Source organism: Arthrobacter sp. M4 (assembly GCF_020251205.1).
Lineage (GTDB): Bacteria > Actinomycetota > Actinomycetes > Actinomycetales > Micrococcaceae > Arthrobacter.
On record NZ_JAIWYX010000010.1, the window covers coordinates 76,843 to 102,585 of the forward strand.

22 protein-coding genes are annotated in these 25,743 nt (G+C 64.5%); 16 read left to right on the top strand and 6 right to left on the bottom strand.

Annotation, left to right across the window (positions count from 1 at the left end; translation table 11 throughout):
• Positions 1 to 2 precede the first annotated feature (2 nt).
• From LD110_RS17265 to LD110_RS17285, 5 genes are read left to right on the top strand one after another with little or no spacing between them, the layout of a single operon-like run.
• On the top strand, positions 3 to 326 hold the full coding sequence (locus LD110_RS17265; protein WP_225500430.1) for a sarcosine oxidase subunit delta: 324 nt from the start codon (positions 3 to 5) through the stop codon (positions 324 to 326).
• Entirely contained in the window at positions 323 to 3,244 is a 2,922-nt protein-coding gene (locus tag LD110_RS17270; protein WP_225500432.1) for a sarcosine oxidase subunit alpha family protein, read from the top strand. The genes LD110_RS17265 and LD110_RS17270 overlap by 4 nt, the downstream gene beginning before the upstream one ends.
• Entirely contained in the window at positions 3,237 to 3,890 is a 654-nt protein-coding gene (locus LD110_RS17275; protein ID WP_225500434.1) for a sarcosine oxidase subunit gamma, read from the top strand. The genes LD110_RS17270 and LD110_RS17275 overlap by 8 nt, the downstream gene beginning before the upstream one ends.
• Positions 3,890 to 5,266: an L-serine ammonia-lyase gene (locus LD110_RS17280; protein ID WP_225500436.1), complete on the top strand. Its 1,377-nt coding sequence runs from the start codon at positions 3,890 to 3,892 to the stop codon at positions 5,264 to 5,266. Before LD110_RS17275 ends, LD110_RS17280 begins: the two co-directional genes overlap by 1 nt.
• Before the next feature lie 42 nt (positions 5,267 to 5,308).
• A complete protein-coding gene (locus tag LD110_RS17285) occupies positions 5,309 to 5,491 on the top strand; it encodes a hypothetical protein (RefSeq protein ID WP_225500438.1) in 183 nt (60 codons plus the stop codon).
• A gap of 193 nt (positions 5,492 to 5,684) precedes the next feature.
• On the opposite strand, the gene LD110_RS17290 is transcribed toward LD110_RS17285, so the two are convergent.
• The 3 genes from LD110_RS17290 to LD110_RS17300 all read right to left on the bottom strand — a co-directional run bounded on the left by LD110_RS17290 (position 5,685) and on the right by LD110_RS17300 (position 10,262).
• Positions 5,685 to 7,841, bottom strand: a complete 2,157-nt coding sequence (locus LD110_RS17290) for a glycogen debranching N-terminal domain-containing protein (RefSeq protein WP_225500440.1) — start codon at positions 7,839 to 7,841, stop codon at positions 5,685 to 5,687.
• Between the two features lie 384 nt (positions 7,842 to 8,225).
• Positions 8,226 to 8,819 carry a PadR family transcriptional regulator gene (locus LD110_RS17295; protein ID WP_225500442.1) on the bottom strand — a complete coding sequence of 198 codons (594 nt, stop codon included), beginning with the start codon at positions 8,817 to 8,819 and terminating at the stop codon, positions 8,226 to 8,228.
• Between the two features lie 135 nt (positions 8,820 to 8,954).
• Positions 8,955 to 10,262: a response regulator transcription factor family protein gene (locus tag LD110_RS17300; RefSeq protein WP_225500444.1), complete on the bottom strand. Its 1,308-nt coding sequence runs from the start codon at positions 10,260 to 10,262 to the stop codon at positions 8,955 to 8,957.
• A gap of 112 nt (positions 10,263 to 10,374) precedes the next feature.
• Between LD110_RS17300 and araB the strand changes: the two genes are divergently transcribed.
• The 6 genes from araB (at position 10,375) to LD110_RS17330 (ending at position 18,225) form a co-directional block, all read left to right on the top strand.
• Positions 10,375 to 12,183, top strand: a complete 1,809-nt coding sequence (gene araB, locus LD110_RS17305) for a ribulokinase (protein ID WP_225500446.1) — start codon at positions 10,375 to 10,377, stop codon at positions 12,181 to 12,183.
• Entirely contained in the window at positions 12,180 to 12,944 is a 765-nt protein-coding gene (locus LD110_RS17310) for an L-ribulose-5-phosphate 4-epimerase (RefSeq protein ID WP_225500448.1), read from the top strand. The genes araB and LD110_RS17310 overlap by 4 nt, the downstream gene beginning before the upstream one ends.
• A gap of 47 nt (positions 12,945 to 12,991) precedes the next feature.
• The gene (gene araA, locus LD110_RS17315) at positions 12,992 to 14,512 is read left to right on the top strand and encodes an L-arabinose isomerase (protein WP_225500450.1); all 1,521 of its coding nucleotides are present in this window, start codon (positions 12,992 to 12,994) and stop codon (positions 14,510 to 14,512) included.
• A gap of 147 nt (positions 14,513 to 14,659) precedes the next feature.
• Positions 14,660 to 15,670, top strand: coding sequence for a ring-cleaving dioxygenase (locus LD110_RS17320; protein WP_225500452.1), 1,011 nt, complete (start codon positions 14,660 to 14,662; stop codon positions 15,668 to 15,670).
• Between the two features lies 1 nt (position 15,671).
• Positions 15,672 to 16,304 (top strand): alpha/beta hydrolase, encoded by a 633-nt coding sequence (locus LD110_RS17325; RefSeq protein ID WP_225500454.1) that lies wholly within the window; start codon positions 15,672 to 15,674, stop codon positions 16,302 to 16,304.
• Between the two features lie 361 nt (positions 16,305 to 16,665).
• A complete protein-coding gene (locus tag LD110_RS17330; RefSeq protein WP_225500456.1) occupies positions 16,666 to 18,225 on the top strand; it encodes an alpha-N-arabinofuranosidase in 1,560 nt (519 codons plus the stop codon).
• 42 nt (positions 18,226 to 18,267) lie between these two features.
• Here the strand turns inward: LD110_RS17330 and LD110_RS17335 are convergent, their stop codons facing one another.
• On the bottom strand, positions 18,268 to 18,624 hold the full coding sequence (locus LD110_RS17335; RefSeq protein ID WP_225500458.1) for a hypothetical protein: 357 nt from the start codon (positions 18,622 to 18,624) through the stop codon (positions 18,268 to 18,270).
• A 166-nt stretch (positions 18,625 to 18,790) separates the two neighbouring features.
• Here LD110_RS17335 and LD110_RS17340 point away from each other — a divergent pair, with 166 nt between their 5' ends.
• Genes LD110_RS17340 through LD110_RS17350 form a run of 3 tightly spaced genes read left to right on the top strand, consistent with a single transcriptional unit; the run spans position 18,791 to position 20,780 of the window.
• Positions 18,791 to 19,201, top strand: coding sequence for a VOC family protein (locus LD110_RS17340; protein ID WP_225500459.1), 411 nt, complete (start codon positions 18,791 to 18,793; stop codon positions 19,199 to 19,201).
• Between the two features lie 48 nt (positions 19,202 to 19,249).
• On the top strand, positions 19,250 to 19,717 hold the full coding sequence (locus LD110_RS17345) for a helix-turn-helix transcriptional regulator (RefSeq protein WP_225500461.1): 468 nt from the start codon (positions 19,250 to 19,252) through the stop codon (positions 19,715 to 19,717).
• Between the two features lie 58 nt (positions 19,718 to 19,775).
• Positions 19,776 to 20,780 (top strand): LacI family DNA-binding transcriptional regulator, encoded by a 1,005-nt coding sequence (locus LD110_RS17350; protein WP_225500463.1) that lies wholly within the window; start codon positions 19,776 to 19,778, stop codon positions 20,778 to 20,780.
• Positions 20,781 to 20,797: 17 nt separating this feature from the next.
• On the opposite strand, the gene LD110_RS17355 is transcribed toward LD110_RS17350, so the two are convergent.
• Positions 20,798 to 21,511, bottom strand: a complete 714-nt coding sequence (locus tag LD110_RS17355; protein ID WP_225500465.1) for an SRPBCC family protein — start codon at positions 21,509 to 21,511, stop codon at positions 20,798 to 20,800.
• Between the two features lie 320 nt (positions 21,512 to 21,831).
• On the opposite strand from LD110_RS17355, the gene LD110_RS17360 reads away from it, so the two are divergent.
• Positions 21,832 to 22,443, top strand: coding sequence for a DedA family protein (locus LD110_RS17360; RefSeq protein ID WP_225500467.1), 612 nt, complete (start codon positions 21,832 to 21,834; stop codon positions 22,441 to 22,443).
• Positions 22,444 to 22,471: 28 nt separating this feature from the next.
• The gene (locus tag LD110_RS17365; RefSeq protein ID WP_225500469.1) at positions 22,472 to 22,642 is read left to right on the top strand and encodes a hypothetical protein; all 171 of its coding nucleotides are present in this window, start codon (positions 22,472 to 22,474) and stop codon (positions 22,640 to 22,642) included.
• Positions 22,643 to 22,670: 28 nt separating this feature from the next.
• Here LD110_RS17365 and LD110_RS17370 read toward each other — a convergent pair whose 3' ends face one another.
• Positions 22,671 to 25,664, bottom strand: coding sequence for an FAD-binding and (Fe-S)-binding domain-containing protein (locus LD110_RS17370; RefSeq protein WP_225500471.1), 2,994 nt, complete (start codon positions 25,662 to 25,664; stop codon positions 22,671 to 22,673).
• Between the last annotated feature and the right edge of the window lie 79 nt (positions 25,665 to 25,743).

The window sequence follows — 25,743 nt, forward strand, 5'->3', positions numbered from 1 at the left end:
GCATGATCCAGATCCAGTGCCCCAACTGCGGGCCGCGAGACGAAACCGAATTCCACTATGGCGGGCAGGCCCACGTGGCCTATCCCGAGAACCCCGATGCGCTGAGCGACGAGGAGTGGGCACGCTACCTCTTCTACCGGGAGAACACCAAGGGCCAGTACGCCGAGCGGTGGTCCCACTCCGGTGGATGCCGCAAGTGGTTCAACGCCATTCGTGACACCGTCACCTACCGGATTTCCGCGGTGTACCCGGCGGGCGCACCCCGTCCGGACATCGCATCGACCCAAGCCGAGACCAACAACGCCGCAGCTGGAGGGACCAAATGACGCCTCAGCCCCACCGCATCTCCGAAGGTGGCCGCATCGACCGCTCCCAGGAGCTGGCCTTCACAGTTGACGGGAAGAGCTACGTCGGGCACCCGGGGGACACCCTGGCATCGGCACTCCTGGCGAACGGCGTGATTGAGACGGCGCCGTCCCTGTACCAGAAGCGCCGTCGCGGCATTCTGGCCGCAGGCATCGAGGAGCCCAACGCGCTGGTCAAGGTCCAGAACCACGGCCGGGGCGGGGTCAACGAATCCATGTTGCCGGCCACCACCGTTGAACTCACGGATGGCCTGGCAGCCTCCTACCTCTCCGGCCTGGGCCAGCTCGACCCGGCCGAGGACACCGCGGTCTACGACAAGAAGTACGTCCACACCGACGTGCTGGTTATCGGCGCCGGCCCTGCCGGCCTCGCCGCCGCCAAGTCTGCCGCCGTCACCGGCGCCCGCGTTATCCTGATCGACGACCAGCCCGAACTGGGTGGCTCGCTGCTCTCTGCGCCGCGCACCGTCGTCGAAGGTGTTCCCGCCCTTGAATGGGTTGACGCGATCCGGAAGGAACTCGAGTCCGCCGAAGAGGTCACCGTCCTGACGCGCACCAACGCGTTCGGCAACTACGACAGCAACTACGTCATCGCCCTGCAGAACCGGACGGACCATCTGGGCAGCGCCGCAGCGGCCCCGGAGCTCGCAGCCGTGTCCCGTCAGAGGCTCTGGCACATCCGCGCCCAGCAAGTAGTGGTCGCAACGGGTGCCCACGAGCGGCCGATCGTCTTCCGCAACAACGACCGTCCCGGCGTGATGCTGGCTTCCGCAGTGCGCAGCTACATCAACCGCTACGCCGTGGCCCCGGGCACCCGTGTGGTGATCGGCACCAACAACGACAGCGCCTACGCCCTCGTCAGCGAACTGACGGCCGCTGGCGTCACGATTGCCGCGATCGCGGATGCCCGCACCGAGGTATCGGACGCAGCCAGCGCTGCCGCCGCCCAGGGCATCAAAGTCCTGTCCGGTTCTGCCGTCGTCGACACCACCGGTGACCCGCGCGTCAGCGGCGCCGTGGTGCGCTCCCTTGACGCCGACGGCGTTGCGCAGGGTCCCGCCGTCGAACTGGACTGCGACCTGGTGGCCGTTTCCGGCGGCTGGAGCCCAGTGACCCACCTCCACAGCCAGCGGCAGGGCCGCGTCCGCTGGGACGACAACCTGGTTGCCTTTGTGCCATCGGACTCGGTGGACGGCCAGCAGATCGTGGGCGCTGCCCGCGGCAGCTTCGCCACCGAGGACTGCGTCGCCGAAGGTTCGCACTCCGGTTCGGTTGCGGCGTTCAACGCCGGTTTCGTCAACGAACAGGGCACCACCACCCTCGCCGTGCCTTCCTACCCGCCGGCAGTTCAGGGCTCCACCCGCCCGCTGTGGCTTGTCCGCCAGGAAGGCGAGGACCTTTCCGAACTGCACGAACACTTTGTTGACCTGCAGCGCGACCAGTCGGTTGCCGATGTGCTTCGGGCCACCGGGGCCGGCATGCGCAGCGTTGAGCACGTCAAGCGCTACACGTCCATCAGCACCGCCAATGACCAGGGCAAGACTTCCGGCGTCAACGCCATCGGCGTTATTGCCGCGGCACTGAACGGCGGAGCGACGCCTGGTGAAATTGGTACGACGACGTACCGCGCCCCCTACGCGCCGGTCGCCTTCGCGGCCCTGGCCGGCCGGGAACGCGGTGACCTGTTCGACCCGGCACGCCTGACATCCATCCACCCGTGGCACGTTGCCAACGGCGCCGAGTTCGAAATCGTCGGCCAGTGGCTGCGCCCCTGGTACTACCCGCAGCCAGGCGAGGACCTGGACGCTGCGGTGGCCCGCGAATGCTCGGCAGTGCGCGAGTCGGTGGGCTTCATGGACGCCACTACGCTCGGCAAGATCGAAATCTGGGGCAGTGACGCCGGTGAGTTCCTGAACCGGATCTACACCAACGCGTTCAAGAAGCTCGCCCCGGGCTCCGCCCGGTACGGCGTGATGTGCAAGCCGGACGGAATGATCTTCGACGACGGCGTGACCCTCCGCGTCGACGACAACCGCTTCTTTATGACCACCACCACCGGTGGCGCGGCGCGTGTACTGGACTGGCTGGAGGAATGGCTGCAGACCGAGTGGCCTGAACTGGACGTCAACTGCACGTCCGTGACGGAGCAGTGGAGCACCATCGCGATTGTTGGTCCCAAGTCCCGCGAGGTGGTTGCGAAACTGGCACCACAGCTGGACGTCACCAACGACGCGTTCCCGTTCATGACCTTCCGCGAAACCACCCTCGCCTCCGGAATCCCGGCCCGCGTTTGCCGGATCTCCTTCTCCGGCGAACTGGCCTTCGAGATCAACGTCTCCGGCTGGTACGGGCAGCAGGTCTGGGAGGACGTGGCCGCGGCCGGTGCCGAGTTCAACATCACCCCCTACGGCACGGAGACCATGCACGTGCTCCGTGCTGAGAAGGGCTACCCGATCGTCGGACAGGACACCGACGGAACGGTCACCCCGCAGGACGCGGGCATGGAGTGGATCGTTTCCAAGGCCAAGGACTTCGTGGGCAAGCGGTCCTTCGCACGTGAGGACACCAAGCGGACTGACCGCAAGCACCTGGTGGGCCTTCTGCCCGTTGACACGTCCTTCCGCCTGCCGGAGGGTACCCAGCTGGTGGAAAAGGGCATCGACTGCAACCCGGACTTTGCGCCGGTTCCGATGCTTGGACACGTCACTTCCAGTTACCACAGCCAGGCCCTGGGCCGCTCCTTTGCCTTGGCCCTGATCAAGAACGGCCGCAACCTAATCGGCCAGACGCTGGTGGCACCCGTTGGTGACCAGCTGGTGGACGTTGTTGTGGCAGAGACAGTACTTTTCGATCCTGAAGGGAAGCGCCGAGATGGCTGAGCTGACACTCGTTGAATCCAACGCAACATCCGACCTCAGCGCGCTGCGCCGCAGCCCTGCCGCCCACCTGGCCGAGCTGTTTGAGGGTGCCAGCGTAGAAGGTGAAAGGGGCGTCGGGCTCCGCGAAATCCCTTTCCAGACCATGGTTGGCCTGAGGGTTACGCAGGCAAGCGACGCAGCCCAGCGGCTGGAAAAGGTCCTGGGGACCCTCCTGCCGGACGCACACGGCCGCGTCACCGCAGAGTCCGGACGTTCGGTTCTGTGGCTGGGCCCAGATGAGTTCCTAGTGGTCACTGACGAAGACCACTCCCAGTTGACCCGGGCGCTGACCGAGGCGCTGCAGGCGGACCACGGCTCCGTCGTCGATCTTTCGGCGAACCGCACCACCTTCGAGCTGATCGGTCCGTCCGCGCGTGAGGTGCTGGAGAAGGGGTGCCCGCTGGACCTGCACCCCCGCGTTTTCAAGGAGGGCACGGCGGTCAACACGAACATCGGTCACGTCCCGGTGATCCTCTGGAAGACCGCGCCGGAAAGCTACCGTATCTACCCGCGGTCATCCTTCGCGGACTACCTGGGCCGGTGGCTGGCGGACGCCATGGGTGAATTCGCGGCGCTCGATCAGTTTGCGGTTCTGGAAACCCCGTAATGGCGCTGAGCACGCTCGACCTGTTCTCGGTTGGGATCGGTCCTTCGTCCTCCCACACAGTGGGTCCCATGCGTGCTGCCAGGCTGTTCACCAACAGCCTGGCAGCCGCAGGGCTCCTGGAGAGTGTGGCCCGCGTTAAGTCGGAACTCTTTGGCTCCCTTGGGGCAACGGGCCATGGCCACGGATCGGACAAGGCAGTCATCCTGGGTTTGCAGGGGGAAAGCCCTGAGACTGTGGACACCGACCGCGCAGACCAGATGGTCGCGGATGCTGCACACGCCAGGAAACTGAACCTGGCTGGTTCACGGCCAATCAGTTTCTACAAGGACGACGACGTCATCCTGCACCGGCGCAAGTCGCTGCCGGCCCACCCCAACGGCATGACCTTCACGGCTTACGACGCCGAAGGAACTGTGCTCAGGGAAGGGACCTTCTACTCGGTGGGCGGCGGATTCGTGGTGGATGAGCAGGCCGCCGGGGCTGACCGGATCGTTGAGGACAGCACCGTGCTGCCCTACCCCTTCACCACGGGTGCCCAGCTCCTGGCGCATTGCCGTCGTGAAGGAATGCGGATCAGCGACATCATGCTGGCCAATGAACTGGCGTGGCGGACCGAGGAGGAACTCCGCAGCGAGCTGCTGCACATCTGGTCCGTGATGAAGGAGTGCGTGAGCAACGGCTGTGAGCGGATAGATCCGACGCTTCCGGGCGGACTCAAGGTTCCACGCCGGGCTCCCCGGCTCTTCGCCGAACTGTCCGCCACCACGGACGAGTCCGATCCCATGCGGGCCATGGACTGGGTGAACCTGTTCGCGCTGGCCGTGAACGAGGAGAACGCTTCCGGAGGCAGGATCGTCACGGCTCCCACCAACGGTGCGGCCGGCATCGTGCCAGCCGTGTTGCACTACTACGAAAAGTTCATCCCCGGGGCTAACGATGATGGGGTGATTCGCTTCCTGCTCACGGCGGCCGCCGTCGGGATTCTTTTCAAGGAAAATGCGTCCATTTCCGGCGCTGAAGTGGGATGCCAGGGCGAAGTTGGCTCAGCTTGTTCCATGGCGGCTGCGGGACTTTGCGAAGTGCTTGGTGGCACACCGGAACAAGTGGAGAACGCAGCCGAGGTGGGCATCGAGCACAATCTCGGCCTGACCTGCGACCCCGTGGGTGGCTTGGTGCAGATTCCCTGCATTGAACGCAACGCCATCGCCAGCAACAAGGCCATCAACGCGGCCCGCATGGCGATGCGCGGAGACGGAACCCACAAGGTCTCCCTGGACAAAGCCATCAAGACCATGAGGGAGACGGGCGCCGACATGAAGATCAAGTACAAGGAGACATCCCGCGGCGGACTCGCCGTGAACGTCATCGAGTGCTGAACCATGGCTTCGGGCGTCATCAAAACCGAAGGGGGCAGGGGTATGCGCGCCGATTGGGGCCAGTTGGTTGGCCGCACAGTGGAAGTCTGGCGCTTGGGCGAGTACGTCGTCACCGGCATCGTGGAGCAGGCTGCCGCCGATGATTCCGTTCTCTGGATAGCTGCGGAGGGAAACCGCACTCGAAAGCTATTCGACAAGCTCAGCGGCTACCAAATGTGGGCCTAGCTGGCTGGGAGAACGGCAATTGGGAGGGGCGGAAAGGATCATTCCTTTCCGCCCCTCCTTCTCACAGACACCGCCAGCCTCTCGCGGTGAAAGGTGCCGGGGATCTTGGCTGCCCCGGCGCTTGAAATATGGGCTGGCCGGTCCGGCGCGCCTCTGTCAGCCGGACCGGCCCAGCCCTGTCATCCGATAGCCCTTACCTTTCCGGGGGCAGTTTGGCCTGTTCCACGAGTTCAGTAATCCAGGGCCGGTGACCTCGGTGCACGCGCATGCCTTCGGGCAGCCCTTGGACGGAGACCGAGGAGCCTGAAACGTCGATGGTGATCCGGCCCGCTCCCATGGGCGCGTTGCTGATGTGGACATCGCCATAGGACCCCGGGAGTGCCGGGTCCAGCCACATGCCGCCGTGGAAAATGTGGGCGTCATAGCGCATGAGGGCTGTGATCAGAAGGATCGGGGCCGTGGCAGCCCAGGCCTGTGGCGAGCAGGCGGTGGGATAGGGGACCGGCTCCTTGAACATGTTCCGATCGAAGCCGCAGAACAACTCAGGCAGGCGGCCATCGGAGTATTCGGCGGCCTCCAGCAGTGCCGTGGCGATGCGCTGCGCTTCGTCGATGTACCCGCAGCGCATCAGCCCTGCCACGATGATGGCGTTATCGTGCGGCCAGACCGAGCCGTTGTGGTAGCTGGCGGGGTTGTAGGCCCGCATATCGCTCGCCAAAGTCCGCACGCCCCAGCCGCTGAACATTTCAGGGGACATCAGCTTGTCCACCACCAGCGGCACTTTGTCGTCATCAATGAGGCCATACCACAGGCAGTGCCCCATGTTGGAGGCGCACGAGTCCACCGGACGCTTGTCGCCGTCCAGGGCGATGGCGTAGTACCCCTTGTCCGGAAGCCAGAACTGTTCGTTGAATTGCCGCTTTAGCCGCGCGGCACGGTCCCGAAGGTCCGCCGCCAAAGCCACGTCTCCGGCGTCGTACGCCATCCAGGCCCGCGCCATATAGGCGCCGTGGACGTAAGCCTGCACCTCACACAGCGCGATGGGCGGCTCGGCCAGCCGGCCGTCGGCGAAATTGATGCCGTCCCAGGAGTCCTTCCATCCTTGGTTGATCAGCCCCTGGTCGCTGAGCCGCTCATACTCGACGAACCCGTCGCCGTCCTTGTCCCCGTACTCAGAGATCCACTCCAGCGCCCGGTCCGCGTTCGGCAGGAGGGCGGAGATGGTCTCCTTGGAGAATCCCCACCTGCTGAGGGATCCCAGATTCTGGACAAAGAGTGGCGTGGCGTCAACGCTGCCGTAATAGGTCGATTTGCCGCCCAGAGCCAGTCCACTGGAAATATCGAGCCTGACCTCGTGCAGGATTTTGCCGGGTTCCTCCTCGCTCATTGAGTCCACTACCTTGCCTTGCCGGTCCGCCAGGGTCTGCAGGGTGCCGAGGGCCAGCGAAGGGTCAACCGGCAACGCCATTTCGGACGCCCACAACGAGTCACGGCCAAACAACGTCATGAACCACGGCGCGCCGGCCGCCACCACCACGCGGTCCGGGTGCTCGGGATCCTCGATGCGCAGCGCACCGAGGTCGTCGTAGCTTCTCCTCAGCGTCCTTTCGATGGAGCGGTTGCCCATGTGCAATGCGGGGATTCTGGCGACCCAATCCTGGCGGCGCTTGTCGCGCGGCGACATCTCTCCGGGATGAGGGTGGCTGAAAGGCGACTCCGGGCCGGCTCCATCGATGAGGGGCAGGACGCTCAGCCTGGCCGTCCAGTCGCTGTAGGGCGGGATGGTCACCCGATAACTCAGGCCGTCGGATGTTGCGGTGGCGCCTTCGCCCCTGAAGACGACGCTCTTCCGGAGGCCCTGCCAATTGGCATGCACCACCAGCGAGTCGTCCTTGACCTCGCGGACTTCCTCCCAGCGACGCTGGACCCGAGCCTCTTTCACTTCAAACAGGTCCGCGAAATCGGCTTCGGGGACCAGCAATACGGCGCACTCGGCCGGATCAACGGAATAGTTCCGCACAGTAACCTGTTCCAGGATCCCGGCGCCCACTTCCCGTAGCCGTTCGACGATTAACGGGCTGTCCGCGTAGCCGTCCGATCGTGGGACACGACTGACAAAGAACGCCCTGTAGGGTTCTTTCGTCTCCGCGGCCAGGGCTTCCATTGGCTGTCCGTTGATGGTCAGGTTCCAGCGGGACAGGATGCGGGTGTCCCGGTGGAAGGCTCCGTGCGGCAGCTCGGGATGGATGTCCCCATTGGACGAGGAGATGCAGAAGGACGAGCCTTCAACCAAAGTTATTGTTCCCGACCCGAGGGGGCCGGCAGCCGTGTCAGCGTTCCATCCAGCCATCCCTGGCTCCTCCAACACCTAAGACCGCGTGGGCCGGCGTCCATGCGCCGTACTGTAGCTAGCGCCCCGTGGATGCTCACGACGCTACGCCGCTAGCTCCCACCGCGCCAGAGGCCGCGGTCGACGTCGGCCGGGTCGCCTTGGGCGCGGGCCGCGCGCCGCCGTCGGGCGTTTTGCATTGACCGCCCGGTCAGTTCAACGCAACGGTGCGGAAGCCGCAGTTGCCAAAGTACCGGCGGGAATCGGGACGTCGTTGTGAGCGGGCTGGTTGCCGTTAGTAGGGGGGCGACTGGGTGGTAAAAGGCGCCCTGCCGCTCGATGCGGGTTCTCTCGAGGCTGAGCAGCAGCTCGGTGTTGCCGCACTCTCCGCGTGGCTTCCGGTATTCACACCTCTACCTTTGCCCTGTTTTGGATGATTGTCAGCAGCCGGCGCTCCGTTGCCTCGAGCCAGGCGATGAGGTTGGACACCATATAGTGGCCTCTCTCGTTCTGGATGAGGAACCACTCCTTCTGCCATTCACGTTCCCTCGCAGCTGCGTCGGCGCTGACCAACACCTCATCGAAAGTCCTGTCGATGCTGGCTTCCCGCGCCTTGCGGTACTCGAGTTCGATCTGCACCAGTTCCAGCGCCTTTTCAGGACCAATGCTTCCAGCGAAGCGAAGCCTCACCTGGAAGTCCGGATCCAGCGGCCGGGGAGAGGGTACGTACGGCGAGTTGATCCACTCCCTGAGCGTGTCCCTTCCACGATCAGTGATCCGGTAGAGCTTAGCGTCGGGACCCGAGCTCCTGGGATCAGGGAAGGACGTGGCCCATCCCCATTCCACGAGTTTTCCCAGCTGCCGGTAGATCTGCGACGTCTTGGCCATGTACCCGACAAATGGTCCATGCCCTTCCAACCACTTCCACACGTCATACCCGGTGCGGTCTCCGGTGGAAAGAAGTCCCAGCAAAATGACTTCCAGCCGGCCCAGTGACATTTTTCCCTCCTTCGGACGCAGCGTAGGCGCGTTCCTGAGAATATCGCCTACTTCCCGTTCCGGGGTCAGCCGGCCATGCAGGTCGCCAGGACGCTATGGTAGGCACACGTTCTTCCGAGGCTGGGGCCTTCGGCATCACCGTAGCCCGTGACTATGTGCCAGAGCGATGGCTTCCGTGCGGGAACGGACGTTGAGCTTCTTGAACAGGTTCCGCGCATGGAACTTGACCGTGTTCTCGCTAATGCCCATGGCCAGGGCGATGGTTCGGTTGCGGTGTCCGGCGGCCAGGTGCTGAAGAACCTCCAGTTCCCGGGCGGCAAGGTTCCATTCGGCGACCTCCCCGGCCGGGCGCGTAGGCAGGTCCAAGGGGAGCGAGACGAAAACGTCTGCACCCCAGCCCGGCATGACGTCCACCCGCAGTTGTCCGCTGAGCGCCTGCACCCGGCGGTCCAGCCGGCCGATGCTCGGATCAGCGGCAGTGAGTTCACCGCCGCCGTCATCGCGTACGTTGATCAGCAAGTTAACGCCGTCGCAGTCCCAGTGCGTACGGATCCTGCTGACCTCGGCTTGTTCCATCATGGCCAGCACAAGCCCTCGAACGATGGCACGTGCGGCGTGGGCGACTTCGCCTGGGAGGGCCCTTCCATTCAGCGGCGGTTCGATGAATTGGACCTCAGTGCCGCTGTAGCTCGTGAGCGGTCGCAGGTCCTCCCGAAGGCGTTCGAAGGCTTTGGCGACAGGCTCTTCCACCAGGTCCGTCGTGCGGTCGCTGAGAGTGCGGAGCGCCACCAGGGCCCTGGCAGTGAGGTCAGTGACAGTTGAACGGGCTGTTGCATCGTCCAGGGAGTTGGAACGCAGTGCTGCCAGGAGTGATTCCAAGGTAGTGGAGTGCAGGTCGGTCAGTTCAGCAGTCACGCGGATCCGCTCGGCCGAGGCCGCGCGGGATTCCAGCAAGTACGACGGCGACGCATCAGCCACCTTCTCCTGGATCCGCCGCGCGGTGAGGTTCCAGAGGTACGTCACCAACTCCGTTCCGGAGTTGTTCCCGCGCTGGGCAGGCTGAGGATCCGTGAAGACCAGAAGGGCCTGGCTGGGGGCGTGTTTCATGGCCAGAACCGGGCGGTTCCGGCCGGCCAGCTGGGTTTCACCGAACCAGGGAGACTCGTCTGCAAGGACACCGTGAAGTGCGTCAAGCTCGGCAATGGATACCCGGGAAGTGATTTCTTCCGCGCCAGCCTTCTTCTGCGGCCGACCCGTACAGTCTTCGGTGAAGATGACCAGCGCACTGCTTCCAATGAAGGGGAGCGTGGCGTCACGCAGCCGCTCGGCTATCTGGATCAGAGGGGCATCGGCCAAAGCTGCCACCGAATGTAGCAACGGCCAAGGCAGGTCTGAAAGGGCCATAGGGGATTCCTTCAGGGGCTGATGGGCGACGGCGCTCATCACGACATTCTACCGGCGTGGCTCATCGCCCTCTGCTCTTGACGTTCCATGTTGTTAGCGCTAACAATTGAAAGCAGCCCATGACGGGGTTTGACGTGTGAGGACATAGAAAATGGATGCCACAACTGACAGCTACGTGATCGGCGTGGACTACGGCACGCTTTCCGGCCGGGCCGTGGTGGTTCGGGTTTCTGATGGCAAGGAAGTCGGCAGTGCGGTGCACCACTACACGCACGCCGTCGTCACCGATGCGATCCCTGGCGTTTCTCACGTAAAGCTGCCAGCCGACTGGGCCCTGCAGGTTCCCAACGACTATCGCGACGTGCTGCGCGTGGCTGTTCCGGCAGCGGTGCGCGACGCCGGGATAGACCCTGCCGCCGTCGTTGGTATTGGCACGGACTTCACCGCCTGCACCATGGTGCCGGTCACCGCGGACGGAATTCCGTTAAACGAGCTGCCGCAGTTCGCCGACCGGCCGCACGCGTTCGTGAAGCTGTGGCGTCACCACGCGGCGCAGCCGCAGGCAGATCGGATAAACCGCCTGGCGGAGGACCGCGGCGAGAACTGGTTGCCGCGGTACGGCGGCCTGATTTCCTCGGAATGGGAGTTCGCCAAGGCGCTGCAAGTCCTCGAGGAGGACCCCGAGGTCTACGCGGCGATGGACCGTTGGGTGGAGGCCGCCGACTGGATCGTCTGGCAGCTCACCGGACGCTACGTGCGCAACGCGTGCACGGCCGGATACAAGGGCATTTACCAGGACGGCCGCTATCCCTCCGAGGAGTTCCTGGCCGAGCTCAACCCGCAGTTCAAGGACTTCGTCGCCGCCAAGCTGGAACACACCATCGGCCGACTCGGCGACGCCGCCGGCTACCTCACGGAGGAGGCCGCGGCTTGGACGGGCCTGCCTGTGGGCATCGCGGTGGCGGTCGGGAATGTCGACGCTCACGTCACGGCACCGGCGGCCGGCGCCGTGGAACCCGGGCAAATGGTGGCAATTATGGGGACGTCCACCTGCCACGTTATGAACGGCGACGTCCTCCGGGAGGTCCCGGGAATGTGCGGCGTGGTGGACGGCGGGATCGTCGACGGGCTGTGGGGTTACGAGGCCGGGCAGTCCGGCGTCGGCGACATCTTTGGGTGGTTCACCAAGAACGGCGTCCCGCCCGCGTACCACTCTGCCGCAGAGGCAGCTGGCGTTGGCATTCATGAATACCTCACCGAACTCGCAGCCAGGCAGGAAATCGGCGAGCACGGGCTGATCGCCCTCGACTGGCACAGCGGCAACCGCTCAGTGCTGGTGGATCACGAACTGTCCGGCGTGGTGGTGGGGCAGACCCTGGCGACCAAGCCCGAGGACACCTACCGTGCGCTGCTCGAGGCTACGGCCTTCGGCACGCGGGTCATTGTGGATACCTTCCGCGATTCCGGCGTACCCGTGCGCGAATTCATCGTCGCCGGCGGCTTGCTGCAGAACCTGTTGCTGATGCAGATTTACGCCGACGTGCTGAACCTTCCGCTGTCCACCATCGGTTCCGAACAGGGCCCGGCGCTGGGTTCAGCCATTCACGCCGCCGTTGCGGCTGGAAAGTACGACGACGTCAGGTCGGCTGCCGGTGTTATGGGCGCCGAGCCTGGGGCTGTCTTTACGCCGATTCCGGAGAACGTGGTGGCGTACGAGGCGCTCTACCGCGAATACCTCCTGTTACATGACTTCTTTGGACGTGGCGCCAACGACGTTATGCACCGGCTGAAGGCGATCCAGCGTGCGGCGAAAGCCATGGGTTCGGGCGGCGTCGCCGGTGCCACCGGGGGTGCTGCGGCTGGGGTTGCTGGCGGTGTTGCTGGCAGTGTTGCAGGCAGTGTTGCTGGCACAGCATCGGACGACGAATCCGCTGCCGTCGCGACCGGAGCCACGCGATGAGCCCGCTCCTGGACACCATCGCCCGGCTCCGACGCGAAGTCTGTGCACTGCATTCCGAACTGACCCGCTACGAACTGGTCGTGTGGACCGCTGGCAACGTTTCAGCCCGTGTCCCCGGCTATGAGCTGATGGTCATTAAGCCCTCCGGCGTCGCCTACGACGCGCTCACACCCGAAGACATCGTCGTCACCGATCTCTTTGGGGAGCCTGTGAGCGGTGGCTTCGAAACACGTGGTTTCGAGAAAGGCGACGCCGGAGACGTCACTTCCAGGGAGGCCCAGGCCGGGGACGGCAACTGGGTGCAATGGGGCAATCCTGTGCTGGCGCCGTCGTCGGACACTGCCGCGCACGCCTACGTTTACCGGAACATGCCGGAGGTAGGTGGAGTGGTCCACACCCACTCCACCTACGCCACAGCGTGGGCCGCCCGAGGTGAGCCCATCCCGTGCGTCCTGACCATGATGGGTGATGAATTCGGCGGCGAGATCCCAGTGGGCCCGTTTGCACTGATCGGGGATGACTCGATCGGGCGGGGCATCGTGGAAACACTCCGGGCTTCAAAGTCTCCGGCGGTGCTCATGAAGAATCACGGCCCGTTCACGGTGGGCAAGGACGCCCGGGCCGCGGTGAAGGCCGCCGTGATGTGCGAAGAAGTTGCCAGGACCGTCCATATTTCCCGTCAACTTGGCGAACCGTTGCCGATCGACGAGGCCAAGATCGCTTCCCTCTACCACCGCTACCAGAACGTTTACGGCCAGTAGCGCCGGGCCGCCTCCAAAGACTCGACAAGAACTTCCAGGAGAGACACATGACTTCAGCAGCTTCAACCTCCCTCGACGGCTACGAGGTCTGGTTCCTCACCGGCAGCCAGCACCTCTACGGCGAGGACGTCCTCAAGCAGGTTGCCGCGCAGTCCCAAGAGATCGTCGACGCCCTCAACGCTTCCGCCGCCGTTCCGGTGAAGTTGGTGTGGAAGCCCGTGCTGACCGATTCGGACGCGATCCGTCGCACCGCGTTGGACGCCAATTCGGACGATTCAGTGATCGGCGTGACGGCGTGGATGCACACATTCAGCCCGGCCAAGATGTGGATCCAGGGTCTGGACCTCCTACGCAAGCCGCTGCTCCACCTACACACTCAGTCCAACGTCGAACTCCCGTGGGCGGACATCGATTTCGACTTCATGAACCTCAACCAGGCTGCGCATGGTGACCGTGAGTTCGGGTACATCCAGTCCCGTCTTGGGGTGCCGCGGAAGACCGTCGTCGGGCATGTCACCAATCCCGAAGTTGCCCGACAAGTGGGCGTCTGGCAGCGCGCTGCCGCCGGGTGGGCTGCTGTTCGCAGCCTGAAGCTGACCCGCTTCGGCGACAACATGCGCAATGTCGCCGTCACCGAAGGTGACAAGACCGAGGCGGAGTTGCGCCTCGGCGTGTCCGTCAACACCTGGTCTGTCAACGAACTGGCCGACGCGGTCCACACCACGGCAGAGTCCGACGTCGACGCCCTGGTTGCGGAGTACGAGCGGCTTTACGAGGTGGGGCCGGAGCTGCGCCCCGGCGGCGCGAGGCACGAGTCGCTGCGCTACAGCGCGCGGATTGAAATCGGCCTGCGAGGCTTTTTGGAGGCGAATGGTTCCGCCGCGTTTACGACGTCGTTCGAGGACCTTGGTGAGCTGCGGCAGTTGCCGGGCATGGCAGTCCAGCGGCTGATGGCCGAGGGCTATGGCTTCGGTGCTGAGGGCGACTGGAAGACTGCGATCCTGGTCCGTGCTGCCAAGGTGATGGGTGCCGGGCTGCCGGGCGGTGCGTCGTTGATGGAGGACTACACTTACCACCTTGTCCCCGGGGAGGAGAAGATCCTCGGCGCGCACATGCTGGAGGTCTGCCCCTCCCTGACGGCGTCGAAGCCGCGCGTGGAGGTCCATCCGCTGGGCATCGGTGGCAAGGAAGACCCGGTGCGCCTGGTGTTCGACACCGATGCAGGTGCCGGTGTCGTCGTCGCCTTGTCCGACATGCGCGACAGGTTCCGTTTGGTCGCGAACGCCGTCGACGTCGTCGAACTTCCCGCGCCGCTGCCGAACCTGCCGGTTGCCCGGGCGCTATGGGAGCCCAAGCCGGACTTCGCGACGTCGGCCGCTGCCTGGCTGACTGCCGGCGCGGCGCACCACACAGTGCTGTCCACGCAGGTGGGCATTGAGGTATTCGAGGACTTCGCGGAGATGGCCCGCACCGAGCTGCTGACCATCGACGAGGGCACCACAATTAAGAAGTTCAAGAAGGAGCTGGCCTGGAACGCGGCCTACTACAGGTTGGCCGGGGGGATTTAGCTCCAGAAGCGGGCTTCGGGGTTCCAACGGTGGTCGTTTCGGCAGCACGCTTGGAGGTGGCTGGAATAAATCCAAACTACATGCGTTTGCATCTACATCAGTCGGCTGGGCAGTCCAGGCGACCCAAGTAGCCCGGGAGGGGCCACCATGACAGCTGCAACGCAGGGCCTGCACCACGTCACCGCTATTGCGGGCAACCCGCAGGCCAACATCGACTTCTACATCAAGGGTTTGGGACTGCGGCTGGTCAAGAAGACGGTCAACTTCGACGATCCCGCTACCTACCACCTCTACTACGGCGACGAATCCGGCAAACCAGGTACGCTCATGACCTTCTTCCCGTGGAACGGAATCGCTCCCGGCCGGATCGGTGCGGGCCAGTCCACCTCCACCGCCTTCTCCGTGCCGGAGGGCAGCCTCGGCTGGTGGCGCGAACACTTCAAGGCGCTTGGGGTGGAATCCACTATTGTGCGCGTTTCGCCGGATGAAGAGCGGCTTTCCCTGCGGGACCCCGACGGGCTCCAACTGGACCTCGTGGCATCGTCAACCACCGATCCGCGTGATCCTTGGGATTCTGCTTCGGTCCCCGCCGAGCACGCAGTCCGCGGCCAGCACTCGTCGGTGCTCACCGTGAACAATCCCGAGGGAACGCTGGCCACCCTCACCGATGCCCTCGGGCTCAGCATCCTCTCCGAAACGGGCAACACCACGCGGCTGGCTGCCGGCGATGGCAGCGCTGGCAACATCATCGACGTCGTCGCCGACCCCCGCGCACAGTACGGACTCACTGCTGGCGGGACGGTCCACCACATCGCCTTCCGCGTCCCGGACCAGGCCACGCAGGAGCTGTGGCGGCAGGAGCTAATCGGCCGCGGCTACCGCGTGACGGCCATCCTCGATCGGCAGTACTTCAAGTCCATCTACTTCCGCGAGCCCGGCGGCGTCCTCTTCGAGATTGCCACGGACACCCCCGGTTTCAACGTCGACGAGCCGCTGCTCGAGCTCGGGCGCTCGCTGAAGCTGCCACCATGGCTGGAGCCTTCCCGAGAGGAGATCGAGCAGGCCGTGGCCCGCATCGAGCTGCCGTCCGAGAACAACCCGGCCGTCGAGAACAGCCCGGCCGTTGAGAACAACCCTACTGCTGGATTGGAGGGCTGACATGACGGCCACAAAAACGCTGACCGACTGGCCGCACCTTTATGTTCCTGGCCAGCCCGGCGCGCCCGTCTTCCTCTTGCTCCACGGCACAGGCGGTGACGAGCGAAGCCTGCGGCCGCTCGCCGTCGAACTTGACCCCGACGCCGGCATGCTGGCACCGCGCGGACGGGTCAGCGAAGATGGGATGAATCGTTGGTTCCGGCGTCACGCTGAGGGCGTTTTCGACGTAGACGACGTCATCTCCCGCTCGGCCGATCTGGCCGGCTTTATTGAAGCGGCCCGCGAACAATACGGCCTCGACGGCAGGGCGATTGTCGCCGTCGGATTCTCCAATGGAGCGAATATCGCGCTGGCCACTGCGCTGCTGCACCCCGCTTCCCTGGACAGGGTGGTCGCCTTCTCCGGCATGTATCCGCTGGGGGAGCGGGAGTCGTCGTCCGACCTCACCGCGAGCCGGATCCTGATGGTGAACGGCGACGCCGACCCAATGGCGCCCCTGCCGAGCGTCACCCGTGCGGTGGGCGCCCTCCGCGGGAGGGGTGCCGAGGTCGAGCAGCACCTCCGTCCCGGCGGCCACGGTATTGCGCAGGCCGACCTGACCGCTGCGCGGGAGTGGCTAAGCAGCGCCACCTAGAAATGGCGACTTCCCAACGGCGATGGAATCCCCGTTCAACCGAACGTCATGAGAATGAGGACCAGGACAACCATGGCAATCGCCATCACGGTTGCATGTGTGCGTCTGTGGACTTGTGATTGAGTCGCCGGGGATTCCATGCCGTTCTCCTCATCGTGGGATTTAGCGTTCGGTTGCCCGATACTGCCGGCCTGATTGGCCCTTACGTTTACCGTTCCCCTGCCCGGACGATTTAGACCGAAGTGGCGAAAGAGCCCTTGACTCCCGCTGTGGCAGCGCTAACAATGTTTCTATAACGTTGTAAATCGCTCAGGAAACACGCAAGGCGCGCCTGGGGAACACCAGAGATAAGGACCCACCCTTGGGAAACCACCAAAGCTCCGACGCCCGGAATGACACAGCACACACGGCCAACACCGCCAAGGTCACAGTCGATCCCGCCTTCGTGGTGGGCCCGGTCCGCCGCAAGACCTTCGGCGCCTTCGTTGAGCACCTGGGCCGCTGCGTCTACACCGGCATCTTCGAACCCGAGCACCCGAATGCCGACGACGACGGCTTCCGCACCGACGTGCTTGAACTCACCAGGGAGCTGGGCGTCTCCACAGTCCGCTACCCGGGCGGCAACTTCGTGTCCGGCTATCGCTGGGAAGACGGCGTAGGACCAGCGGACCAGCGTCCCACCCGGCTGGACCTGGCCTGGCACTCCACGGACCCCAACCTTGTGGGCGTCGACGAGTTCGCCAAGTGGTCCGCGAAGGCCGGCGTCGAACCCATGATGGCTGTCAACCTCGGAACCCGCGGCACGCAGGAAGCCCTGGATATCCTGGAGTACTGCAACATCAAGGGCGGCACCGCCCTTTCCGAACAGCGAAAGGCCAATGGCGCCGTCGAACCCCACAGGATCACCATGTGGTGCCTCGGCAACGAAATGGACGGTTTCTGGCAGATCGGCCATAAGAAGGGAACCGAGTACGCGCGCCTTGCCGCCGAAACCGCGCGCGCCATGCGCATGATCGACCCCAAGCTGGAACTCGTGGCGTGCGGCAGTTCCGGACCAGGCATGCCGACCTTCGGCGAGTGGGAGCGCGTTGTCCTCAGCGAAACCTACGACGTCGTGGACCTGATCTCGGCGCACCAGTACTTCGAGGACCATGGCGACCTGCAGGAGCACCTGTCGGCGGGATACCGCATGGACCTCTTCATCAAGGACATCGTCTCCCACATCGACCACGTGAAGTCGGTCAAGAAATCCACCAAGCAGGTCAACATTTCCTTCGACGAATGGAACGTCTGGCACGCCAGTCGGGCCGAGTCCAAGGTCCCCTCGGGCGACGACTGGCCGGTGGCACCCGCACTGTTGGAAGACCGCTACACCGTGGCAGACGCCGTCGTCGTTGGCGACCTGCTGATCACACTGCTGCGCAACACGGACCGCGTCCACTCCGCGAGCCTGGCGCAGCTGGTCAACGTCATCGCCCCGATCATGACGGAACCCGGCGGCCGCGCCTGGAAGCAGACCACCTTCCACCCGTTCGCGCTCACCTCGCGGCACGCCGCAGGCACGGTGCTCAACCTCGCCATCGAATCCCCGAGCATCGACGCTGAAAAGACCACGGGCTTCTCGGCGCTGTCCGCCGTCGCAAGCTATGACGCCGAGTCTGGGGAAGCCGTGGTTTTCGCGGTCAACCGCTCGGCGAGCGAAGCACTCACGCTCGATGCCGCCGTCGGGGGCTTGGGCGCCGCCCGCGTCATCGAGGCGGTCACCTACTCCAACAAGGACCCGTATTGGCAGGCGACCGCGGATGATTCGACGTCGGTGCTGCCCGCTGAGAATGTCAACGTGAAGCTCGACGGCGGTCGCCTCACCGCAGAGCTGCCCGCCGTCTCCTGGACGATGATCCGGTTGGCGGTCGAGTCCTAGCCCGAGTCCACGGCCCGACGCCCCGGGGCGGCGCGCAGTCGATCAGGCGATTGCCTGCGTGCCGCCGTGAAGTCGGGTTCCGGCCCGGCGCTGCAGCTCATCTTGCAACTTAGTCCCGTCCTGGAAGAGCGGATAGGGCGAGAACGACGGCGCTGCTGCCTTAGGCTGTGCCGGCGGCTGGGTTTGCGGAGCCTGCGGGACCCGGACGATCTCGACGGAATCCATGTCCAGCAAACGCCTCCGGCCAGTGGCGGTTTCCTCAATCCAGAACAGCTCCGTGGCGGCGACTTTCTTCACTACGGTTCCGCGGTGGTACAGCCGTCCGTTGTGCCAGGCCTCGATGGAGTCGCCCAAGGCCAACTCTGCGGATGTGCGGATGGAGTTGTTGGTGGCGGTCATATCGGATCCCCTCAGCGTGCTTTGCCTCACGGTCCTCAGTCAACACGCAGCATGTTGCAGGGGCGTTGCGCATCGATGATCTCCGTGTGACAGGCCCGGAATGTCGCCTCGGAATTGATCAGGAATCAAGAAGCGCAGGTTCGCAGGCGTTCCTAGGATTATCGACATGGACATCACAATTCACACCACAGTTCTTCCGCACACGGACCCTGAGGCTTCCCTTGCCTTCTACCGCGACATTCTGGAATTCGAGGTCCGCACCGATTTCGGACAAGGGAACATGCGCTGGATCACGGTAGGCCCGGCCGGCCAGCCCGACATCTCCATCCTCCTCGCACCGCCCGCCGCCGACCCTGGGATTACCCAAGACGAGCGCCGCACCATCACGGAGATGATGGCGAAGGGCACCTACGGTTGGATCCTCTTGGCCACTCGCGACCTCGACGGTACCTTTGAGAAGATACAGGCCAGTGACGCCGAGGTGGTCCAGGAGCCCACCGAGCAGCCGTACGGTATGCGTGACTGCGCATTCCGCGACCCTGCAGGCAACATGGTCCGCATCCAAGAGCTTCGCTGAGCCGTCAATTACCGGCAGTTAGCGGAGCCAAGGCTAAGGAGTACTCGGATGTGCCACCCCTCGATGGGGCAAGCTGACATCGCGGCGGCGCAGCGCCTGAGCGACCTCGCGCGCCTGCGCCGCGTCCGCGACAGGATGGATCGCGAGTACGCACAGCCGCTGAACGTTGAGGAGCTGGCCCGCGGCGTGAACATGTCCGCGGGGCACCTCAGCCGTCAGTTCAAGCTCGCCTATGGCGAGTCGCCGTATGCCTACTTGATGACGAGGCGGATTGAGCGGGCGACGGCGCTTTTGCGCCGCGGCGAGCTGAGCGTCACCGAAGTCTGTTTCGCCGTCGGCTGCTCGTCGTTGGGCACTTTCAGCACACGCTTCACCGAACTGATGGGCATGTCGCCCAGCGCCTACCGCCGTCAGGCGATGGGTGCTGTGGCGGGCATGCCGTCCTGTGTGGAGAAACAGGTGACAAGGCCGCTCAGGAACCAGGAAGCCCCGGTCGCTGAGCCGTTGCCGGTATAGACGGCCGCGGTTCCTCCAATCTGCAACGATGTATTCAACGCAGTAGGAGGAAACGCAGATGGCCGTCACCATGAACGATGTTGCCCGGGCAGCAGGGGTGTCCCTGAAAACGGTGTCCAACGTCATCAACAACTATGAGTTCATTCGGCCAGCCACCAAGCAGAAGGTCCTGGAGGCCATCGCCGAACTCGGCTATGAAGCCAACCTGACGGCCCGGAGCCTGCGCTCGGGGAAAACGAACATGCTTGGCCTGGTCCTCTCTGATCTGTCCGTTCCCTACTACGCCGAACTCGCCTCGGACATCATGAAGGCGGCGTCCAACCGCGGCTACCGCGTCCTCGTTGAGCAGTCAGCCAACCAGGCCGAGCACGAGCGTGCGGCCCTCCAAGGCCAGTTCCGCAACCTCACGGATGGGCTGTTCTTTATCCCCTTGGCCCTCGGCGGCGATGACATCATCGCGGCGGCCGGTAAGAAGCCTCTGGTCCTGCTGGGTGAATTCGTGGAAGACCCAAGGCTGGACATGGTACTGATCCAAAACCAGGACGCCGCGGCCGCGGTGACGGCCCACCTGCTCGGTTCGGGTCGCCGTCGAATCGCCGTACTGGGAGCGAACGACGGCGACACGACCGGGAGCAACGGCCTGCGCCTGATCGGTTATCGCCACGCGCTGAAGGCGAACGGCGTGGAGTACGACCCCGCCTTGGTCATCCCCTGTGGGTGGCGGCGCGACGGCGGCGCCGAAGCCGTCTCGCGCTTGCTGGCCAGCGGCGTTGAATTCGACGCCGTGTTTGGCCTCAACGACGTCGTCGCCCTGGGCGCGCTGCACGAGCTGCTGGTCCGCGGCTATTCGGTTCCCGACGACGTCGCGGTCGCCGGGTTCGACGACATCGATGAGGCGCGCTTCGCGTCGCCGTCGCTCACCACCGTGTCCCCGGGCCGAACGGAGATCGCGCAACGCGCAGTTGACCTGCTCATTGACCGGGTGGAAGGCAAAGGCGAGCGTGCCGACGTCGAACAACCCCGCGCGGAATACGCCCTCCGCATCCGCCAGTCGGCCCCTTGAGCGGAGCTACTCGAGGCTTAGTGCTGGCCTAGCGAGCCTCCGGTGGGCGGGACGGGAGGGATGATGCCCGGCGCAGGACTCGGTTTGCTCTCGGCTTCGCGCTCGGCCGCACTTTGGGTATCGCTCGCAGCTGTCTCATCCGAGTCGCCTTCAAAATCTGCGAGTTCGTTCGTTTGATCGAATGGTCGGCCGATCCTGTCGGGCTTTTGGCCCGCTGCGTCGCTGGCAGTGGTTTCGCTGCCAAGTGTGTCGCCGCCGACACCGGACGTGACACTGCCGCCCTGAATCGTACCGCGCCAAGCACCGGTTTCGTAGCCCTCGTCCTCGATGAATTCCTTGAACCGCTTGAGATCCGCTTCCGCCTGATTCTCGATCAGGTGGAGTTTGTCAGCGGCGTTCTCCAGCAGGCCCTCGGGATCGTATTCCAGGACAAGTTGGATGGCTGTTTGTCCGTTTCCGGCATCCTCGAACAGCACAGATCCCGCATTTCGGGCACCTTCCGTGGCTTCCCAAGCAATCTTGCGGTCAGGAAGCTGCTCTACGATCCTCGCGTCCCAGCTGCGCTTCATGCCCGCAATTTCGGCGACCCAGTGGAGCCGATCGTCACTGAGCTGGCGCACGCTCTCCACACCGCCCATGAAGTGCGGGAAGTCCTCGAACTGCGTCCATTGGTTGTAGGCCGTCTTTACGGGAACGTCCACTAGTACGCGCTTTTCAATTGTTGTGGTCATCGTGTCTCCCTTAGAAAATTGCCCCCATCCTGACGACATAATCCAAAATCATCAGTATGCTTACATTATCGAGTTGAGGTCACGGGTGACTAGGGGGAAAGGGCTGGCTAGGGCGAATCGCCACAGCCAGCCCTAACGTTTGCTGGCACGACGTTTGCCGGCCCTAACGTTTGCCGGTACGACCTTTGCCGGCACGACGTTTGCTGCATGCGAACGCCACGTCACGGGAGGCGGATCGGTTTCAGTTCCTCGAAGTGGTCGCCGGGTCCAAGGGAGTGATGGACCTGTAGGCGCGCAGCCGAATCTGCCACACTCAACGCATGCAATCGCTCTTCGACGGTCTCACCCACGCCAGTCCGTTGGTTATTGTGTGCATCGTCTTCGCGCTGGTGTTTGCCGAAGATGCCCTTTTCATCGGCTTTGTCATCCCAGGCGAGACTGCCGCCGTCGTGGGTGGAGTGATAGCGAGCCGCGGCACGCTGCCGCTCTGGCTGATCATCGCGGTGGTTGTGGTTGCTGCCATTGTGGGTGACATGGTGGGGTACGAAATTGGCAAGCACGTTGGGCCGAGCATTATGCGCCTGAAAATCCTGGACAAACGCAGGGCCCAATTGGAGAGGGCAGAGGATTTCCTGGCCCGGAGGGGCGGCCTGGCTGTCTTCCTAGGCCGGTTTACCGCGTTCTTCCGCGCCGTGATGCCTGCGCTCGCCGGGCTGAGTCGCATGCCGTACCGGCGCTTCGCCCTATGGAACTTCACCGGCGGCATCATATGGGGCGCGCTGTTTGTCTGCCTCGGGTTCGTTGCCGGCAACTCGTATGAAGAGCTGGCCCGCACGGTAGGGCGCGGCGCGGCCGTGGCGGTTGCCGCCGTCGCCGTTGTCCTTCTGGCCATTTGGCAGGTGCGCAAGCACAGGCGGGAAGCGCGGCGGTAGGCGTGGGCAGCAGGCCTTCGCTAAGGAAATGGTGAGCGTTGCCCGAGCCTGCGCTTCAATCGCTCATTACGACCGGCTTTTGGCCGCGTTGGCCGCGTGGCGTGCAACCGCAACTGCAATTGCGCAGGGCTACACCCCGGATTCCGAGCTCACCTGGTTGGATGAGCCCGAGCCTGTAGCTGATGCTCGCGAAGCATGAGCCCGGCGTTGCCACTGGGTCGTAGTAGTCATTGTTTTCCTTCAGATCTGGGGACTCGGCGAGTCTGTGTTGCGGGGACATTGCTGAGGGGATCCAGGAGTTCTGCCAGGTGCAGGCTCCTGCGCCCGGGTTCGAGTTGTTTGACCTGCATCGCACAGCTAAAGCCGTCGGCCAGGACTGGAGTATCCGCTGCTGTCTGCGCGAGGGCCGGCGCCAAGGCCTGCTGGGCAACCTTCATGGAGATGTTGTAGTGGTTCGCTTCGAAGCCGAAGTTCCCGGCCACTCCGCAGCACCCGGTGGCTTCGTTGACGTTTGCGACGCCCAGGGCGGCCAAGGCCTTGCGCTGTACAGTGGCGCCGAAGGTTGAGTATTCGTGGCAGTGGGTCTGCACGGTCACGGCCGAGGGCACTGCGGGAGGTTCCCAGCCGCCGTCGAGCCATCCTTTGACAGCCTCCGCGAAACTCTGGATCCGGGTCGAAACGCGCTCGGCGGCTTCCGTGCCCAGCAGTTCGGGGCCGTCCTTCTTCAGAGCCGCCGCGCAACTAGGCTCGATGACAACGATCGGCGCGTCGCCGCCGTCGTCGAGTTTCTCCACGGCCTTGGCCATCATCGTCTTGGCGGTGTCCAGCTGGCCCGTTGAAATCCAGGTCAGGCCACAGCAGGCATCGCTCTCGCAGGCGACCTGTCGGCCCGTGTTTTCGACGACGCGCGCGGCTGCGCCCGCTACTTCCGGGCGGAAACCCTTGGTGAAGGAATCGACGAAAAGGACAACGTCAGCAGCCGCGGGCGCCTTTTTGAACGTGGCGAGCTCCCGCCGGAGCATCTTTCGTGACGCGAACCGCGGCATGGCCCGCTGGGTGGTGAGCCCGCCCGCCGCCGCGATGACTTTGCCCAGCGGGCTTCCCATAACGGCGTTGACCAGGGGGCTAATGCGAGTGGTGAGCTTCAGCCAGCGTGGCAACCATCCGAGGGAGAAGTGCGACATCGGCCGCATTTTGCCCTCGTAGTAATGGGAAAAGAACTCCGACTTGTAGGTGGCCATGTCCACACCCGTGGGGCAGTCGTTGGAGCACGCCTTACAGGCCAGGCACAGGTCCAAGACTTCGCGGACGTCCTCCGACTTCCAGCCTTCGTCGATGGTCTTTGCACCCCGGACCATGTCCTGGAGTGCCCTAGACCGGCCGCGCGTAGAGTCCTTCTCGTCGCCGGTCGCCCGGAAACTGGGGCACATCACCCCGCCGGAATCGGAGCGGCACCGGCCGACCCCAATGCAGGCCTGGACAGCGTGCACCCAAGGATCGATGCCAGACCCACTGCCCTCCTTGGGCCGGAGCTCGAAGTGGGTTCGCCACTCGCGGTCCGGGACGCCGTCGAGGGCGAGATTGGCGTCGATCGGTTCAGCTTCGGTGATGGAGCCCGGGTTGAGGATCCCGGCACCGTCCCACAATCTCCGGTAGGCCCCGAAAGCGGCCAGCATGGTGGGGGAGTACATCACGGGAAGGAACTCTGAGCGGGCGCGCCCATCGCCGTGCTCGCCGGACAGCGAACCGCCGTGGCGCACCACAAGCTCCGCGGCAGCTTGGGTGAAGCGGCGGAACACGCTGCGGCCTTGTTCGCTGCGCAGGTCGTAGGTGATGCGGATGTGCATGCACCCTGCGCCGAAGTGCCCGTACATGATTCCGGTCAGCCCATACTCGGCCAGCAGCTTGCGGAAATCGGCCAGGTAGGCCGCCAGGTTCTGCGGAGCGACGGCTGAGTCCTCCCAGCCCGGCTGGGATTCGCCGCCGCCTGCAGGCCTGGACGACAGGCCCGCACCGTCTTCGCGAACACTCCATAGCGTTGCCCGTTCCGTAGCGTCCGGGACCGCCCGACCGTCAACCAGCCGACCGCTCGCGGCGAGCCGCTCCAACAGCCGGTTTGCCTCCCGGTGGACCTCTTCCGGATTGTCGCCGTCGAGGTCCACGTACAGGAAGGCCCTGCCTTCCGGGAGCCCCAGCACGGAATCATTCCCGCGGCGGAGCCGCATGGTGTCCACGATGGCCTCATCGATTCCCTCGACAGCTGCCGGTGAGAACTCAAGGATCGTCTCGATATCCCTGGCGGCGTCCACTACGTCTGCGTAGCCGAGGCAGACCAGCAGGGCGCTGGGCGCCTTCGGCACCAGCTTCATCCGGGCCCGTACGACGACGGCGCAGGTTCCCTCCGTGCCGACCAGCGCCCGGGCCACGTTCAGCCCGTTCTCCGGCAGCAGGTTGGCCAAGTGGTAACCCGAGACCTGGCGCTGGATGCGGCCAAGTTCCAAACGAAAAGCCGCGAGGTTGTCCTGGGCGAGCTTCTTCAGGTCTTCGCCGAGTTCGAAGGCCCGTGACACCGAGAAGGCGTCGGCCGCATCGGTAGCCCTCAGGCCGCCGTCGAACGCGGTGAGCCGGGCGCCGTCTGAGGTGATGACGTCGATCTCATGCACATGATCCGAGGTGCGGCCGTACCGGACGGAGTGGTTGCCGCACGCGTCGTTGCCGATCGCGCCGCCGATGGTGGCGCGGTTCTTCGACGACGGGTCCGGCGCGAAAGTCAGGGTCCCGCCGGTGGCGCGCTCAGTTTCGCGGGTGAGCTGGGAAAGCACGACGCCGGCCTCGACGTCGGCGGTTTCGGTGTCCTTGTGGATGGCCAGGATCCGGTTCATGTGGCGGGAGAAGTCCAGGACGATGCCCGGGCCGATCGCGTTTCCGGCCATGGACGTCCCCCCGCCCCGGCTGACCACGGGAGTGCCCGTCTCCCTGCACACAGCCAGTACAGCCACGACGTCGTCCGCGCTGCGGGGAAACACCACCGCCAGGGGCGGGACCCGATAATTTGACGCATCGTAGGAGTACGTGGCCACCCGGTGACCCGATGCCTCCGCAGGCACACCCGCGGCCAGAAGCTTGGCCAGGACTTCCGCGCGGTGCGGCGTCTTTTCAGGGGAACGGGACGGTTCGCGTCCCTTTCCGTTTCCGGGCGTGGTGAGGACATCGTGGGGCATGGTTTTCCTAGACTGCGGCTGCGGCCGGCACTGCTCCGACGACGGCAGCAACTGCCGACGCCGCTTAGCGGGGCTGGTC

What these genes read in the sequence shown, in the direction of transcription:
- LD110_RS17265 (WP_225500430.1), top strand. Translation starts at nt 3, where the DNA reads ATGATCCAGATCCAGTGCCCCAACTGCGGGCCGCGAGACGAAACCGAA.
- LD110_RS17270 (WP_225500432.1), top strand. Translation starts at nt 323, where the DNA reads ATGACGCCTCAGCCCCACCGCATCTCCGAAGGTGGCCGCATCGACCGC.
- LD110_RS17275 (WP_225500434.1), top strand. Translation starts at nt 3,237, where the DNA reads ATGGCTGAGCTGACACTCGTTGAATCCAACGCAACATCCGACCTCAGC.
- LD110_RS17280 (WP_225500436.1), top strand. Translation starts at nt 3,890, where the DNA reads ATGGCGCTGAGCACGCTCGACCTGTTCTCGGTTGGGATCGGTCCTTCG.
- LD110_RS17285 (WP_225500438.1), top strand. Translation starts at nt 5,309, where the DNA reads ATGCGCGCCGATTGGGGCCAGTTGGTTGGCCGCACAGTGGAAGTCTGG.
- LD110_RS17290 (WP_225500440.1), bottom strand. Translation starts at nt 7,841, where the DNA reads ATGGCTGGATGGAACGCTGACACGGCTGCCGGCCCCCTCGGGTCGGGA.
- LD110_RS17295 (WP_225500442.1), bottom strand. Translation starts at nt 8,819, where the DNA reads ATGTCACTGGGCCGGCTGGAAGTCATTTTGCTGGGACTTCTTTCCACC.
- LD110_RS17300 (WP_225500444.1), bottom strand. Translation starts at nt 10,262, where the DNA reads ATGAGCGCCGTCGCCCATCAGCCCCTGAAGGAATCCCCTATGGCCCTT.
- araB (WP_225500446.1), top strand. Translation starts at nt 10,375, where the DNA reads ATGGATGCCACAACTGACAGCTACGTGATCGGCGTGGACTACGGCACG.
- LD110_RS17310 (WP_225500448.1), top strand. Translation starts at nt 12,180, where the DNA reads ATGAGCCCGCTCCTGGACACCATCGCCCGGCTCCGACGCGAAGTCTGT.
- araA (WP_225500450.1), top strand. Translation starts at nt 12,992, where the DNA reads ATGACTTCAGCAGCTTCAACCTCCCTCGACGGCTACGAGGTCTGGTTC.
- LD110_RS17320 (WP_225500452.1), top strand. Translation starts at nt 14,660, where the DNA reads ATGACAGCTGCAACGCAGGGCCTGCACCACGTCACCGCTATTGCGGGC.
- LD110_RS17325 (WP_225500454.1), top strand. Translation starts at nt 15,672, where the DNA reads ATGACGGCCACAAAAACGCTGACCGACTGGCCGCACCTTTATGTTCCT.
- LD110_RS17335 (WP_225500458.1), bottom strand. Translation starts at nt 18,624, where the DNA reads ATGACCGCCACCAACAACTCCATCCGCACATCCGCAGAGTTGGCCTTG.
- LD110_RS17340 (WP_225500459.1), top strand. Translation starts at nt 18,791, where the DNA reads ATGGACATCACAATTCACACCACAGTTCTTCCGCACACGGACCCTGAG.
- LD110_RS17345 (WP_225500461.1), top strand. Translation starts at nt 19,250, where the DNA reads ATGTGCCACCCCTCGATGGGGCAAGCTGACATCGCGGCGGCGCAGCGC.
- LD110_RS17350 (WP_225500463.1), top strand. Translation starts at nt 19,776, where the DNA reads ATGGCCGTCACCATGAACGATGTTGCCCGGGCAGCAGGGGTGTCCCTG.
- LD110_RS17355 (WP_225500465.1), bottom strand. Translation starts at nt 21,511, where the DNA reads ATGACCACAACAATTGAAAAGCGCGTACTAGTGGACGTTCCCGTAAAG.
- LD110_RS17360 (WP_225500467.1), top strand. Translation starts at nt 21,832, where the DNA reads ATGCAATCGCTCTTCGACGGTCTCACCCACGCCAGTCCGTTGGTTATT.
- LD110_RS17365 (WP_225500469.1), top strand. Translation starts at nt 22,472, where the DNA reads ATGGTGAGCGTTGCCCGAGCCTGCGCTTCAATCGCTCATTACGACCGG.
- LD110_RS17370 (WP_225500471.1), bottom strand. Translation starts at nt 25,664, where the DNA reads ATGCCCCACGATGTCCTCACCACGCCCGGAAACGGAAAGGGACGCGAA.